Here is a 14,839-nt window from a genome sequence, read left to right on the forward strand (position 1 = left end):
CATATTTTGGGGAGGGCGCAGTGGCGAGGCAGCTCAAGGCCACCGACCGGGAGAAGACCGCGGAACGCCTGCTCAACTCCTCGGCGGCCAGGTCCTACGACCCCGAGGTGGACGTCGACTGGTCCGCTCCGCTCGTCGACGGCCTGCTCTACCTGCCCGAGCACCGGACCTCGCTCTACGGCACCGAGCTGTGGGCCGGGCTCAGCCGCGAGCAGCGCGTCGAGCTGGGGCGGCACGAGGTGGCCAGCGTCGCCAGCGTGGGCCTGTGGTTCGAGGTGCTGCTGATGCAGCTGCTGCTCAAGGACGTCTACTCCGGCGACCCGACCAGCAGGCACGTCCAGTACGCCCTCACCGAGATCGGCGACGAGACCCGGCACTCCACGATGTTCGCGCGCATGGTCGAGCGGATCGGCTGCCCCGCGTACGGGCCGGGCAGGCGGGTGCACCGGCTCGGCAGGCTGCTGCCGGTGATCGGCCGCGGGCCCGCCGTCTACGCGGCGATCCTGGTCGCCGAGGAGGTCCTCGACCGGTTGCAGCGGGAGATGACCGCCGACGAGGGCGTGCAGCCGCTGGTGCGCATGGTCAGCCGCATCCACGTGCTGGAGGAGGCCCGCCACGTGCGCTTCGCCCGCGAGGAGGTGGTGCGCGGGGTGCGCGGGCTGAGCCGGGCCGAGCTGCCCTACCAGCGCTGGCTGCTGGCGGTGGTGGCCATGCACATCACCCGCTCGCTGATCCACCCCGAGGTGTACCGGGCGGTCGGGCTCGACCCGGTCGAGGCCGCGCGCGCGGCGGCGGGCAACCCGCAGTGGCGCGAGACGATCCGGTGGGCGGGGGAGCGGGTGGTGGCGTTCCTGGACGAGGTCGGCCTCGTCGGGGCTCCGGGCGGGCACGCCTGGCGGCGCTCGTTCTTGGTGGGGTGAGGTGGTGCACGAGGGCGGTGGCTCCCACACCGACCCGGCCCGGCCCGGTCCGATCCGCGTCGCGCTCGCGACGCGGCGGTGGTCCGGCTGAGGTCTGGTGCCTGCCGCCCCGTGCGGCAGGAGCGACCCGGTTCTCGCCGCGGTGCGGCGGGCTCAGTGCTGCAAGGGGAACCCGCCGCCGATGCCCTTCCACGCCAGGTTGGAGATCAGCGTCACCGCGTCCTCCTTGGGGATCGCCCGGTCCCCGGCCAGCCACGACCGCGCCGTGACCTGGCTCAGCCCGACCAGGCCGGTGGCCAGCAGGCGCGCCCGGTGCTCGTCGAGGCCCGCGTCCGAGGTGATCGTCTCGGTGATCGCGTCCACGCTGTCCGCCGTCGCCCGCTCGACCGCCGACGCCACCGCGGGCTCGCCCCGCAGGTCCGACTCGAACACCATCCGGAACGCCTGGCCCTGGTCGTCCACGAAGTCGTAGAACGCGGCCACCGCCGCGCGCACCCGCTGCTTGTTGTCCGTGGTCGACTCGATCGCCCCGCGCACCCGCGCGACGAGCCCGTCCACGTGCGACTCCAGCAGCGCCATGTACAGCTCCAGCTTGCCGGGGAAGTGCTGGTACAGGACCGGCTTGCTCACCCCGGCGCGCTCGGCGATCTCGTCCATCGCCGCCGCGTGGTACCCGTTCGACACGAACACGTCCTGCGCCGCGGCCAGCAACTGGGCGCGTCGCGCGGTCCGCGGCAAGCGCATGCCGCGCCCGGCGGAGCCACCGTTCTGCCCGACCGTCTGGGCCGTCTCCGTCATCAGCGTGTCCTCCTGGCGCACCGAGCCGTGCGCCGATCCTCGTCGTGCCCGCGGGCGGGCTGGAACCGTTCGGCCACCCGTCAACCTTACTCGCTGGTAGGAGCCTCGCCCGTGACCTTCCCCCGCGCGGCCCGTTTCACGCTTCCCCGGCGCAGGCATCCTGGAGGGGTGACCCAGCCGCAGGAGGCGACCCGAACCGCCCTCACCCGCGTCCCCCTGTCCACCGCGGCGCTGCCGCCGCTCGACACCGCCATCCCGCCGTGGCCGGGCGAGCAGGTCCAGGTCGACGGGCACCGGCTGCACGTGCGGACCACCCCCGGCCCCGAGGGCGCCGACACCGCCGTCTACGTGCACGGCCTCGGCGGGTCCTCGACCAACTGGACCGACCTGTCCGGGCAGCTCGCGGGCCATGTCGAGGGCCGCTCGGTGGACCTGCCCGGCTTCGGGCGCTCCGAGCCGGTCGACGGGTACACCTACAGCATCGCGGCGCACGCGCGGGCGGTCACCCGCTACCTGGAGTCCCTCGGCAGGCCCGTTCACCTGTTCGGCAACTCCATGGGCGGCACGATCTCGCTCGTGATCGCCGCCACCCGCCCCGAACTGGTGAAGTCGCTGGTGCTCGTCTCGCCCGCCATGCCGGACCTGCGCCTGTCGACCAGCCGGATGGCCGACCCGCTCATCGCGCTGGCCTACCTGCCGCTCGTCGGGCGCACCGCGCGCAAGCGGTTGGCGCAGGTCAGCCACGAGGAGCGGGCCCGGCAGACGGTGCGGCTGTGCTTCAGCGACCCGTCGATCGTGCCGGACAACCGGATCGCCGAGAGCGGGCGCGAGGTCGCCGAGCGGGCCACCCAGGCCTGGGCGTCCGCCGCGCTCGGGCGCAGCACCACCGAGCTGGTGCGCTCGTGGCTGCTGCGCGGGCCCAGCTCGCTGTGGCTGCTGCCGCCCGAGGTCACCGCGCCGACGCTGGTCGTGTGGGGCGCCGACGACCGCCTGGTGAGCGTGCGCAAGGCCCCCAGGCTCACCAGGTCGCTGCCGCGCGGGCGGATGCTCGTGCTGCCGCGCACCGGGCACGTGGCGCAGATGGAGCGCCCCGTGCTGGTCGCGCGCGCGGTCGCCGGGATGTGGGAGGCGGGGGACCGCTGGTGAGCGCCGGACCCGCCCTCCACGGTCGTGGTGGGAGCGACCGCGAGCGCCCGCTTGTGGCACCCTGTGCCCCGTGAACCGGACGTCAGGGCAGCGGCGCGGACCGGCTCCCTCCCCAGCTCCCGCCCGGTCGGCGCTCACCGAGGACCGCTACCGCAGGGGCGCGCGCCGCACGGCGGGCGAGCCGCTCGCGGCGTCGTGGGAACCGGACGGCGCGAAGCCGCGCGAGCGCAAGCGGAGCATCAAGAACCTCATCGGCAACTACGGCTGGCGGATCTACGCCGTGCCGGTCCTGGTCGTGCTCACCGCGCTGGTCGTGCTCGACACGGCCGCGCAGGACGACCAGGGCGGCGGCGTCGCCCAGCAGGGCGGCGGGCTCGGCCAGGACCGCTCCGAGCAGGCCGAGGACCACCCGAAGGTCGACGAGACGCCGCCCGCCAACACCGCGCTGGTCGACATCCCGACCGCCGTGCTGCCCGAGGGCCCCTCCTACACGGAGCAGGGCGCGGGCACCTGGGAGGTCGTCCAGGGGCGCACGGAGAAGGTGGGCGACGGGCCGCTGCGCAAGTACGCGATCGAGATCGAGGTCGGGATCAACCCGATCGACCACGGCGGCGACGTCACCACGTTCGCCAGGACCGTCGACGCCTACCTCGCCGACCAGCGCAGCTGGGTGGGCACCGGCAACGTGTCCATGCAGCGGGTCGACGACGGCTCCGAGGACTTCCGGATCAGCCTCACCAGCGTGCAGACCACGCACGGGCTGTGCGGCAACCAGATCCAGTACGAGTCCTCCTGCTACAACCCGGACCGGGAGAAGGTCGTCATCAACGTCTCCCGGTGGGTGCGCGGGGCGAAGGCGTTCAGCAACGACATCGCCAACTACCGCCAGTACGCCATCAACCACGAGGTCGGACACGCGCTCGGCAAGGGGCACGAGGCGTGCAAGGACGACGGTCGGCCCGCGCCGGTGATGATGCAGCAGACGTTCGGGGTGGCCAACGACTACGTGGCCAAGCTGAACGAGGTGGACGCCAGCAACCGGGGCGCCGTGCCCGCCGACGGCAAGACCTGCACGCCGAACGCGTTCCCGGTCGCGCCGCAGTAGCCGCCCGCGCCCCAGCTCCCCGCCCACCTGGTGGGACGGTTTTCCACTCGGGAAGACGGTGGGGGAGGCTTGGTGTTGTCCAGTGGTGTCAGGACGTGTACGGCGTTTTGACGTGTCCGTCGAGGAGGAGCAGCATGGCGCTTCCGCCGCTCGTGGAGCCCGCAGCGGAGCTGACCAAGGAAGAAGTGGCGCGGTACAGCCGCCACCTGATCATCCCCGACGTGGGCGTCGACGGTCAGAAGCGGCTGAAGAACGCGAAGGTCCTCGTGGTCGGCGCGGGCGGTCTCGGCAGCCCCGCGCTGCTGTACCTGGCCGCGGCCGGGGTCGGCACGCTCGGCGTCGTGGACTTCGACGTCGTGGACGAGTCGAACCTCCAGCGCCAGGTCATCCACGGCCAGTCCGACATCGGCAAGCCCAAGGCCGAGTCCGCGCGCGAGTCCGTCGCGGAGATCAACCCGTTCGTCAAGGTCGTGCTGCACCAGGCGCAGCTCACCTCGGAGAACGCGCTGGAGGTCTTCCGGGACTACGACCTGATCCTGGACGGCACGGACAACTTCGCCACCAGGTACCTGGTCAACGACGCCGCCGTGCTGCTGGGCAAGCCGTACGTGTGGGGCTCGATCTTCCGGTTCGAGGGCCAGGTGAGCGTCTTCTGGGAGGACGCCCCGAACGGCCAGGGCCTGAACTACCGCGACCTCTACCCCGAGCCGCCGCCGCCCGGCATGGTGCCGTCGTGCGCCGAGGGCGGGGTGCTGGGCGTGCTGTGCGCGTCCATCGGCTCGATCATGGTGACCGAGGCGATCAAGCTGCTGACCGGCATCGGCGACCCGCTGCTGGGCAGGCTGATGGTGTACGACGCCCTGGAGATGTCGTACCGGACGATCCGCATCCGCAAGGACCCGGAGAGCCCGAAGATCACCGAGCTGATCGACTACGAGGCGTTCTGCGGGGTCGTCTCGGACGAGGCGCAGCAGGCCGCGGCGGGGCGCACCATCACGCCGCTGGAGCTCAAGCAGAAGCAGGACGCCGGGGACGACTTCGTGCTGATCGACGTGCGGGAGCCGCACGAGTACGAGATCGTCCGCATCCCCGGCTCGGTGCTGATCCCCAAGGACCGCATCCTGTCCGGCGAGGCGCTGGCCGAGCTGCCGCAGGACAAGCCGATCGTGCTGCACTGCAAGTCGGGCGCGCGCTCGGCCGAGGCGCTGGCGGCGCTGCACCGGGCCGGGTTCGCGGACGCCGTGCACGTGGGCGGCGGCGTGCTGGCCTGGGCGCGGCAGATCGACCAGAGCCTGCCGACGTACTGAGCCCGCTGGCGCACTGAGCCCGGCCGACGTGCTGGGCCCGCCGATCGCGCGGTGGCGGCCCGCCGAGGGCCGCGACCGGTGACGTCGACCTCCCGCCCCGGACCTGGACCAGGTCCGGGGCGGAGTCGTGTCCGGGGGCGGGGTCGTGTCAGGGGCCGTGCTGCTCGGGTTTGGCTGCCAACTGTTAACTGTCAACAGCAAGCAGTGCAAGTCAGGGGTTCGGGCGCGTGCCCGGCACCGCTTCGGTCGCAGCCCTGGTGCCGCCGTCCCGCGGGTGGTATGCGCCCCGCCGGACCGCCGCCCACCTGCGCAGACCGCCCCCGTGCGGGTTGTCCGAGACCTCCTGCGTTCGACCGCTCGGGATGGGCGTTCACCCCTGTGCGCGGCGATCGTCGCCGTGCGTAGGCGGTTTGACCGGCTGGAACCGCACTGGTGCGGCTTGTGACGAGACGTGCCACACCAACACGAGCCTGGCCGGGATCCACCACACGGAGCGCTGTTGCAGGTAGCGTGCGGTCCCGTGACGCCGACCCCGGAGCCTCCCCCGTCGCACGTGCGCGCCGCGTTCGGCGCGCGGGACGTCGAACCGGAGTTGATCGACGGCGGCCCCGCGTGGCGGTGCGGCGAGGCGGCCATCCGGCCCGCGGGCAAGCCCGCCGAGGCCACCTGGGTCGCCAAGACCCTGGACGCGCTCGACGTCGAGGGCCTGCGGGTGGCCAGACCGCTGCGGTCCACCGACGGTCGCTACGTCGTCGGAGGCTGGGCCGCGACCAAGTACCTGTCCGGCCGGGCCGAGCCGCGGCACGACGACGTGGTCGAGGTGGCCGTGCGGCTCCACGAAGCCACGGCGGGCATGACCAAGCCCCGCTTCCTCGACGCCAGGACCGACCTGTTCGCCGTCGCCGACCGGTGCGCGTGGGACGACGAGCGCACCGCGCTGCGGCCCGAGCTGGGCGGCAGGCTGTTCGAGCTGATGACCTCCTACCGCAAGCCGATCACGGCGAAGCCGCAGGTCGTGCACGGTGACCTGTTCGGGAACGTGCTGTTCGCGGGCGACGCCCCGCCCGCCATCATCGACTTCGCCGCCTACTGGCGACCCGCCCCCTACGGCGCGGCCGTCGTGGTCGTGGACGCGCTCTCCTGGGGCGGCGCCGACCGGGGCCTCGTCCAGCGCTGGTCGCACCTGGAGGAGTGGCCGCAGGTCCTGCTGCGCGCGCTCCTGTTCCGCCTGGCAGTGCACGCCCTGCACCCCCAGTCCAGCGCCCGTTCGCTGGTCGGGCTGGAGCGGGCGGCGGGCACCGTGGTCGAGCTCCTCTGAGCCGAACGGCCGGTGCGGGAACCCCCGCCAGGGGTGACCTCACCGCGCGGGCCGGGCCGCTGCGCAGGCAAGTTCGCTTCCCCGAAACACAGCACTGTGCCGAGTTAACAGCCGGTTCCTACCGTCGTCCGGGTGACCGACACCCACTGCCCGTACTGCGCGCTCCAGTGCGCGATGACGATCGTCGACGGCGAGGTGTCGCCCCGCGAGTTCCCGACCAACCGGGGCGGGCTCTGCCAGAAGGGCTGGACGTCCGCCGCGCTGCTCACCTCGCCCGCCCGGCTGACCACCCCGCTGGTGCGCGACCGGACGCCCGAGGGGGCGCGCGGCGAGCTGAGACCGGCCTCCTGGGACGAGGCGCTCGACCTCGTCGCGGCCCGCCTCGCCGCGCTGCGCCGCGACCACGGGCCCGACTCGGTGGGCGTGTTCGGCGGCGGCGGGCTCACCAACGAGAAGTCGTACCTGCTGGGCAAGTTCGCCCGCGTCGCCCTCGGCACCTCCCAGATCGACTACAACGGCCGGTTCTGCATGTCCAGCGCGGCGGCGGCCGGGACGCGCGCGTTCGGGCTCGACCGGGGGATGCCGTTCCCGGTCACCGACCTGGACGACTCGAACGCCGTCCTGCTGGCGGGCGGCAACCCGGCCGAGACCATGCCGCCGTTCGTCCAGCACCTGCGCGGCGCGGCGCTCGTCGTCGTGGACCCCCGGCGCACCGCCACCGCCGAGCTCGCGGCCGTCCACCTCGCCCCGGCGCCCGGCACCGACCTGGCACTCGCGCTCGGCCTGCTGCACGTCGCCGTCGCGGACGGGCACCTGGACAAGACCTACGTCGCCGAGCGCACCACCGGGTTCGACGACGCCTGGCGGATCGCCGCGACCTGGTGGCCGGAGCGCGTCGAGCGGGTCACCGGGGTGCCGGTCGCCGACCAGCGCGCGGCGGTGCGGCTGCTCGCCGAGGCCGACCGCGCCCACGTGCTCACCGGGCGCGGCACCGAGCAGCACGCCAGCGGCGCGGACGCGGTGTCGGCGTGGATCAACCTCGCCCTCGCGCTCGGCCTGCCCGGCACGCCCGGCTCCGGGTACGGCTGCCTCACCGGCCAGGGCAACGGGCAGGGCGGGCGCGAGCACGGCCAGAAGGCCGACCAGCTGCCCGGCTACCGCAAGATCACCGACCCGGCGGCCCGCGAGCACGTCCAGCGGGTCTGGGGCGTCGACGGGCTCCCAGGGCCCGGCAGGTCCGCCTACGAGCTGCTCGACGCGCTCGGCGGGCCGGACGGGCCGAAGGCGCTGCTGGTGTTCGGCAGCAACGTCGTGGTGTCCGCGCCCCGCGCCGGGCACGTCGCCGACCGGCTCGCCGCGCTCGACCTGCTCGTGGTGGCCGACCTGGTGCTGTCCGAGACGGCGGCGGTCGCGGACGTGGTGCTGCCGGTCACCCAGTGGGCCGAGGAGAGCGGCACCATGACGAACCTGGAGGGGCGGGTCCTGCTGCGGCAGCGGGCCGTGCGGGCCCCGGACGGGGTGCGCAGCGACCTGGAGGTGCTGCGCGGGCTCGCCGAGCGGCTCGGGCAGCCGGGGGAGCGGTTCCCGGTGGAGCCCGAGGTGGTGTTCGAGGAGCTGCGGCGCGCCTCCGCCGGGGGGCTCGCCGACTACTCCGGGGTGACCTACTCCCGGCTCGCGGCGGGCGAGGCGCTGCACTGGCCGGTCGTGCCGGACAGCACGCCCCGCGTGTTCCTGGACCGGTTCGCGCACCCGGACGGGCTGGCCAGGTTCGCCGCCGTCGACCACCGGGGGCCCGCCGAGCCGCCGGACGCCGACTACCCGCTGCAGGCCACCACCGGGCGGGTGCTCCAGCACTACCAGTCCGGGGCGCAGACCCGGCTCGTGGCCGAGCTGGTCGCGGCCGAGCCGGAGGCGTACGTGGAGGTGCACCCGGACACCGCCGGGCGGGCCGGGCTCGCGCACGGCGGGATGGCGGCGGTGGTGTCGCGGCGGGGGCGCACGGTCGCGCGGGTGCGGTGCGTGGCGTCGATGCGGGTGGACCTGGTGTTCCTGCCGTTCCACTTCCCCGGCGACGGGCGCGCGAACCTGCTGACCAACCCGGCGCTCGACCCGGTCAGCCGGATGCCCGAGTTCAAGGTGTGCGCGGTCCGGTTGGAGCGGGTGTGACGGGGCGGCGGTTGGCGTGCGGGGTCTGGTCCGCGGCGCGCTTTCGGTTGGTCGGTGGTTTCGGGTCCGGTGTGGCGCCGGGTGTCTTCGTGCTGCGGTGGGGTGGGTTCCCACCCGCTGGCGCGGGTGGGGGGTCGGGAACGTGAGGCGTGTCGTCGTCGTGGGCCATGGCATGGCGGGCGCCAGGTTCGCCGAGGAGGTGCTGCGGCGCGACCCCGGCGGGGAGCGGGTCGGGCTCACCCTGCTCGGCGCCGAGCGCCACCCCGCGTACAACCGGGTGCTGCTCTCCAGCGTCGTCGCGGGCGCGCTGCCGCCGGAGTCGGTGCGGCTGCACGCCCCCGACTGGGCCGAGCGGTCCGCCGTGGACCTGAGGCTGGGCGCGTCGGTCGGCAAGGTCGACCGGGTGCGGCGGGTCGTGCAGGTGGACGACGGCGAGGTGCCCTACGACGCGCTCGTGCTCGCCACCGGGGCCCGGCCGTGGCTGCCACCGGTCGCGGGGCTGACCGGGGTGGACGGGGTGCTCGCGCCCGGCGCGGTCGCGTTCCGGACCCTGGACGACTGCGCCGCCATCACCTCGGCGGCCAGGCCCGGCGCGCCCGTGGTGGTGCTCGGCGGCGGGCTGCTCGGGCTGGAGGCCGCGCGCGGGCTGGTGGCGCGCGGGTGCCTGGTGACCGTCGTGCACCCCCGGTCGCACCTGATGGAGCGGCAGCTCGACGCGGGCGCCGGGCGGGTGCTCGCCAGGGCCCTGGGCGGGCTGGGCGTGGAGCTGCGGCTGGGCGCGGTCGCCGAGCGGTACGAGCCCGGCGAGGGGCTGCTGCTGGCGGACGGGACGCGGCTGGCCGCCGACCTGCTCGTGGTGGCGGCGGGCGTGCGGCCCTCGGTGGAGCTGGCCGCGCAGGCCGGGATCGCCGTGGACCGGGGCGTGCTGGTGGACGACGCGCTGCGCACCGACGACCCGAGGGTGCACGCCATCGGCGACTGCGCCCAGCACGAGGGCGCCCCGACCGGGCTGGTGCAGCCCGCGTGGGAGCAGGCCGTCGTGCTCGCCGACCGGCTCACCGGGACCGACCCGGCCGCCCGCTACCGGGGTGGCGGGGCGGTGACCCGGCTCAAGGCGCGGGACGTCGACCTGGTGGCGCTGGGCGAGGCCCACGTGGGCGTGGACGACGAGCGGGCCGAGGTGCTGGCGCTGGAGGACCCGGCGCGCGGGCGGTACGCGAAGCTCGTGCTGCGCGACGACCGGGTCGCCGGGGCGATCCTGCTGGGCGTGCCGGACGCGGCGGCGGCGGTGACCCAGCTGTACGACCGGGGGCTGCCCGCGCCGTCGGACCGGCTGGGGCTGCTGCTGGGGCGCGCGCTGCCCGCCGGGGCGGTCGCGGAGGCGAGTCCGGCGGACCTGCCCGCCGGGGCGGTGGTGTGCCGGTGCAACACGGTCAGCAAGGGGCAGCTGGTGAGCGCCTGGCGGGCCGGTGCGCGCTCGGTGCCGGGGTTGGTGGAGGCGACCCGCGCCAGCACGGGGTGCGGCGGGTGCCGGGACGCGGTGTGCGGGATCGCGGACTGGTTGGCGGCTGCCGAGTGAGCGCGACGGCTCTCGACCGCGCAGGCGGTCGCCCCGGTGACCCCCGCGTCCCGCCCCCGAAGCTCCCCACCTCCCGGACCCCCGACCGGCGGTCGCCCCCGGTGACCCCCGCGTCCTCCCCTCACAGCTCCCCGCCACCCGGTGTGCGGGGGAATTGCCCGACACGACACGCGATCGCACGCCGGGGTAACCGCGGCTCCTTAGGTTGCCCCACAAGCGATCGGTGGTTCTGGAGGTCTCGATGAGCACGGTGCACGAGGATCGGGGCGCGGTCGCGCGGAGCAGGCGCGGCGGGCGGTGGATCGACCGGTGGGAGCCCGAGGACCCGGAGTTCTGGGCGCGCGAGGGCAGGCGGGTCGCGCGCAAGAACCTGGTGTTCTCCGTCCTCGCGGAGAACCTCGGCTTCACGGTGTGGAGCCTCATGAGCATCGTCGTGGTCAGCCTCGGCCAGGTCGGGTTCGCCTTCACGGTGGGGCAGACCTTCTGGCTGCTGATCGTGCCCAACCTGGTGGGCGCGGTGCTGCGGGTGCCTTACACGTTCGCGGTGCCCCGCTTCGGCGGTCGGGCGTGGACGGCGTTCAGCGCGGGGATGCTGCTGATCCCGTGCGCGATGCTGGCCCACGCGGTCAGCACTCCGGGGACGCCGTACTGGTTCTTCCTGCTCACCGCCGCCACGACCGGCTTCGGCGGTGGGAACTTCTCCTCGTCGATGGCCAACATCTCGTTCTTCTACCCGGAGGGCAAGAAGGGCCTGGCGCTCGGCCTGAACGCGGCGGGCGGCAACCTCGGCGTGGCGATGGTGCAGCTGGTCGTGCCGATCGTGATCACCTGGGGCACCGGGATCAACCTCGCGCACGCGGCGCTGGTGTGGATGCCGTTCGTGGTCGTGTCCACGGCCTGCGCGTGGCTGTTCATGGACAGCCTCACCGAGGCCAGGCCGGACGGCACCTCCTACCGGCTGGCGATGACCAACCGGCACACCTGGGTCATGTCGCTGCTCTACATCGGCACGTTCGGCTCGTTCATCGGCTTCTCGTTCGCCTTCCCGTCCCTGATCAAGCTCAGCTTCGCCGAGCAGAAGGGGTTCGTGGCGCTGGCGTTCCTCGGCGCGCTCATCGGCTCGGTGACCCGGCCGTTCGGCGGCTGGCTCGCGGACCGGCTCGGTGGCGCGCGGGTCACCGTCGGCGTGTTCGTCGGGCTCGCGCTGGGGTGCGCGGGCGTGCTGGTGAGCGTGGAGGCGCGCAGCTTCCCGCTGTTCTTCGGCTCGTTCATCGTGCTGTTCGTGCTGACGGGCCTGGGCAACGGCTCGACCTACCGGATGATCCCGGCGATCTTCGCGACGCAGGTCGCGGACGCCGCGTCCGCCAAGCGGCAGGCCGCCGCCGTGGTGGGCATCGCGGGCGCGGTCGGGGCGTTCGGCGGGGTGCTGGTCAACCTGGTGTTCAAGTTCTCCCTGGAGGGCGGCAAGACCCTCGCGCCCGCGCTGACGGCGTTCCTGGGGTTCTACGCGCTGTGCGTGGTCACCACGTGGTGGTTCTACCTCCGGCGCGTCTCGTTCGGGCGGGCGCCCAGCCTCGCGCACGCCGGGATCTGACGGCGGGGGTCGCGGCGCGGGGGACCGGCGCCCGACGCCGGGACCCCGCGCGCGCCGAATTGATCAAAAGCGTGTGAGCACGGCCACAAAAAGGCGCTCGAAAGGGTGAGCGGCGGTGTGGTCCCGCGATCTCGCGGGACCGCCAACCGCGCAGGTGGAACGCTGAATTCCGGGGTTTTCCGGAATTCGCGGGTTGTTGGAAAACGAACGTTCGTACGGCAGAAACGCCCGACCGCGTGGTGAGGGCGGCGCGCCGCCCACCGGAAGCGCGGACCCCGCGCACAAGCCCCTGACGTGCGGTGTGAGCGTGCTTTAACGCTCGCGAAACTCGCCCGTCTTTCCAGCGATACCGTTCCCGGTGAGCATTTCTCCGGGTCGGAGGAGGTTGGTTTCGATGACGCGGACGCTTCTGGTCGTCGGTCACGGCATGGTCGGTCACCGCCTGGTCCAGGCGGTGCGGGAAAGGGACGTCGACGGGGCCTGGCGCGTGGTGGTCCTGGCCGAGGAGCCCAGGGCCGCGTACGACCGGGTCGCGCTCTCCAGCTACGTCGACACCTGGGACGCGAGCGGCCTCGCGCTGGAGCCGCACGACGACGCGGTCGAGCTGCGCCTCGGCGAGTCGGCCACCGGGATCGACCGCGCCGCCAAGCGCGTGCGCACCTCCACCGGGGCCGAGCTGGCCTACGACGCGCTCGTGCTGGCCACCGGGTCCAGCCCGTTCGTGCCCCCGGTCCCCGGCCGGGACCTGCCCGGCTGCCACGTCTACCGCACCATCGACGACCTGGACGCGATCCGGGCGACCGTCGACGCGGCGCGCCACCGGGGAGCGGGGCAGCGGGGCATGGGCCGCCGCGCGGGCATGGTGCTCGGCGGCGGGCTGCTCGGCCTGGAGGCCGCGAACGCCCTGCGCGGCATGGGGATCTCCCCGCACGTGGTCGAGCTGGGCCCGCGCCTGATGCCGCTGCAGATCGACGAGGGCGGCGGCGCGCTGCTGGGGCGCATGGTGGAGAAGCTCGGCCTGACCGTCCACACGGGAGTCTCGGCCACCGCCGTCACCCGCGACGGCGACCGGCTCGCCGCCACCCTGTCCGACGGCCGCGAGCTGGACCTGGACGTCGTGGTGTTCTCGGCGGGCATCCGGCCCCGCGACGAGCTGGCCCGCGCGGCCGGGCTCGACGTCGGACCGCGCGGCGGCGTCGTCGTGGACGGCGGCTGCCGCACCTCCGACCCGGACGTCTACGCCGTCGGCGAGTGCGCGCTCGTCGGCGGCGCGGTGTACGGGCTGGTCGCCCCCGGCTACGCCATGGCCGAGGTCGTCGCCGATCGCCTCCTCGGCGGCGCGGCCGAGTTCCCCGGCGCGGACACCTCCACCAAGCTCAAGCTCCTCGGCGTCGACGTCGCCTCGTTCGGCGACGCGCACGCCACCTCGCCCGGCGCGCTGGAGGTCGTGGTCAACGACGCCGTCGCCGGGACCTACGCCAAGGTCGTCGTCTCCGACGACGCCAGGACCCTCCTCGGCGGCGTGCTCGTCGGCGACGCCTCCAGGTACTCGGCGCTGCGCCCGCTCGTCGGCCGCCCGGTGCCCGGCGACCCGGTGTCCCTCATCGGCGCGGCGGCGGTCGAGCCGGCGCTGCCCGCCGACGCGCAGGTGTGCTCCTGCCACGCGGTCACCAAGCAGCAGGTCACCGACGCGATCACCAGCGGGCAGGCCGCGGACGTGCCGGGCATCAAGGCGTGCACCAAGGCGGGCACCGGGTGCGGCTCGTGCGTGCCGATGCTGAAGAAGCTGCTGGCGGAGTGCGGGGTCGAGCAGTCCCGCGCGCTGTGCGAGCACTTCCCGCAGTCCCGCGCCGAGCTGTTCGAGATCGTCCGCTCGACCGGGATCGGGACGTTCAGCGAGCTGGTCGCCAGGCACGGCAGCGGGCGCGGGTGCGACCTGTGCAAGCCCGCGGTGGCGTCGATCCTGGCGTCGCTGGAGAACGGGCACATCCTGGGCGGCGAGCAGGTCACCCTCCAGGACACCAACGACCGCTTCCTGGCGAACATCCAGCGCAACGGCACCTACTCGGTGGTGCCGCGCATCCCCGGCGGCGAGATCACGCCGGAGAAGCTGATCGTGATCGGCGAGGTGGCCCGCGACTACGGGCTCTACACGAAGATCACCGGCGGGCAGCGGATCGACCTGTTCGGGGCGACCGTGGACCAGTTGCCGCTCATCTGGCGGCGGCTGGTGGACGCCGGGTTCGAGTCCGGGCACGCCTACGGCAAGTCGCTGCGCACGGTGAAGTCCTGCGTCGGGTCGACGTGGTGCCGCTTCGGCGTGCAGGACTCGGTGGGGCTCGCCATCGAGCTGGAGCTGCGCTACCGGGGGCTGCGGTCGCCGCACAAGTTCAAGTCGGCGGTGTCCGGGTGCGCGCGCGAGTGCGCGGAGGCGCGCGGCAAGGACTTCGGGGTCATCGCGACGGAGAACGGCTGGAACCTGTACGTCGGCGGCAACGGCGGGTTCACGCCCCGGCACGCCGACCTGCTGGTGTCCGACGTGGACACGGAGACGCTGGTCAGGATCATCGACCGGTTCCTGATGTTCTACATCCGCACGGCCGACAAGCTGCAGCGCACCGCGCCGTGGATCGAGTCCATGGAGGGCGGGCTCGACCACCTGCGCGACGTGGTCGTGCACGACAGCCTCGGCATCTGCGCGGACCTGGAAGCGGCGATGGCCAAGCACGTCGACTCCTACGCCGACGAGTGGCGGGGAGTGCTGGACGACCCGGAGAAGCTGGCGCGGTTCACGTCGTTCGTGAACGCGCCGGGAGCGCCGGACCCGACGATCTCCTTCCGCGAGGAGCGGGGCCAGCGCGTGCCGGTCGTGCTCGGAATCCCGGAGGTGGCCCGATGACAGGAGT

General features: G+C 73.8%; 10 protein-coding genes. 9 read left to right on the forward strand and 1 reads right to left on the reverse strand.

Features of this window, described 5'->3' with window-relative positions; translation table 11 throughout:
- The first annotated feature begins 20 nt into the window (after nucleotides 1-20).
- Entirely contained in the window at nucleotides 21-920 is a 900-nt protein-coding gene (locus CNX65_RS04090; RefSeq protein WP_096491569.1) for an AurF N-oxygenase family protein, read from the forward strand.
- 153 nt (nucleotides 921-1,073) lie between these two features.
- Here CNX65_RS04090 and CNX65_RS04095 read toward each other — a convergent pair whose 3' ends face one another.
- Nucleotides 1,074-1,718: a TetR/AcrR family transcriptional regulator gene (locus CNX65_RS04095; protein ID WP_096497606.1), complete on the reverse strand. Its 645-nt coding sequence runs from the start codon at nucleotides 1,716-1,718 to the stop codon at nucleotides 1,074-1,076.
- A gap of 168 nt (nucleotides 1,719-1,886) precedes the next feature.
- On the opposite strand from CNX65_RS04095, the gene CNX65_RS04100 reads away from it, so the two are divergent.
- The 8 genes from CNX65_RS04100 to nirB all read left to right on the forward strand — a co-directional run bounded on the left by CNX65_RS04100 (nucleotide 1,887) and on the right by nirB (nucleotide 14,832).
- Nucleotides 1,887-2,864 (forward strand): alpha/beta fold hydrolase, encoded by a 978-nt coding sequence (locus CNX65_RS04100; RefSeq protein ID WP_177154498.1) that lies wholly within the window; start codon nucleotides 1,887-1,889, stop codon nucleotides 2,862-2,864.
- A gap of 70 nt (nucleotides 2,865-2,934) precedes the next feature.
- Nucleotides 2,935-3,969, forward strand: coding sequence for a DUF3152 domain-containing protein (locus CNX65_RS04105; RefSeq protein WP_096491571.1), 1,035 nt, complete (start codon nucleotides 2,935-2,937; stop codon nucleotides 3,967-3,969).
- Between the two features lie 134 nt (nucleotides 3,970-4,103).
- Complete coding sequence (gene moeZ, locus CNX65_RS04110) at nucleotides 4,104-5,276, forward strand: adenylyltransferase/sulfurtransferase MoeZ (protein ID WP_096491572.1); 1,173 nt, start codon at nucleotides 4,104-4,106, stop codon at nucleotides 5,274-5,276.
- A gap of 520 nt (nucleotides 5,277-5,796) precedes the next feature.
- Complete coding sequence (locus tag CNX65_RS04115; RefSeq protein WP_118945366.1) at nucleotides 5,797-6,594, forward strand: TIGR02569 family protein; 798 nt, start codon at nucleotides 5,797-5,799, stop codon at nucleotides 6,592-6,594.
- A 174-nt stretch (nucleotides 6,595-6,768) separates the two neighbouring features.
- Entirely contained in the window at nucleotides 6,769-8,760 is a 1,992-nt protein-coding gene (locus CNX65_RS04120; RefSeq protein WP_218181546.1) for a molybdopterin oxidoreductase family protein, read from the forward strand.
- A 142-nt stretch (nucleotides 8,761-8,902) separates the two neighbouring features.
- The gene (locus CNX65_RS04125) at nucleotides 8,903-10,339 is read left to right on the forward strand and encodes an FAD-dependent oxidoreductase (RefSeq protein ID WP_096491574.1); all 1,437 of its coding nucleotides are present in this window, start codon (nucleotides 8,903-8,905) and stop codon (nucleotides 10,337-10,339) included.
- A gap of 241 nt (nucleotides 10,340-10,580) precedes the next feature.
- Nucleotides 10,581-11,933 (forward strand): MFS transporter, encoded by a 1,353-nt coding sequence (locus tag CNX65_RS04130; protein ID WP_096491575.1) that lies wholly within the window; start codon nucleotides 10,581-10,583, stop codon nucleotides 11,931-11,933.
- A gap of 394 nt (nucleotides 11,934-12,327) precedes the next feature.
- Nucleotides 12,328-14,832, forward strand: coding sequence for a nitrite reductase large subunit NirB (nirB, locus tag CNX65_RS04135; RefSeq protein ID WP_096491576.1), 2,505 nt, complete (start codon nucleotides 12,328-12,330; stop codon nucleotides 14,830-14,832).
- Nucleotides 14,833-14,839: the final 7 nt, after the last annotated feature.

It is taken from the genome of Actinosynnema pretiosum, from assembly GCF_002354875.1.
Taxonomy (GTDB): domain Bacteria; phylum Actinomycetota; class Actinomycetes; order Mycobacteriales; family Pseudonocardiaceae; genus Actinosynnema; species Actinosynnema auranticum.

What these genes read in the sequence shown, in the direction of transcription:
- CNX65_RS04130 (WP_096491575.1), top strand. Translation starts at nt 10,581, where the DNA reads ATGAGCACGGTGCACGAGGATCGGGGCGCGGTCGCGCGGAGCAGGCGC.
- CNX65_RS04120 (WP_218181546.1), top strand. Translation starts at nt 6,769, where the DNA reads ATGACGATCGTCGACGGCGAGGTGTCGCCCCGCGAGTTCCCGACCAAC.
- CNX65_RS04095 (WP_096497606.1), bottom strand. Translation starts at nt 1,718, where the DNA reads ATGACGGAGACGGCCCAGACGGTCGGGCAGAACGGTGGCTCCGCCGGG.
- nirB (WP_096491576.1), top strand. Translation starts at nt 12,328, where the DNA reads ATGACGCGGACGCTTCTGGTCGTCGGTCACGGCATGGTCGGTCACCGC.
- moeZ (WP_096491572.1), top strand. Translation starts at nt 4,104, where the DNA reads ATGGCGCTTCCGCCGCTCGTGGAGCCCGCAGCGGAGCTGACCAAGGAA.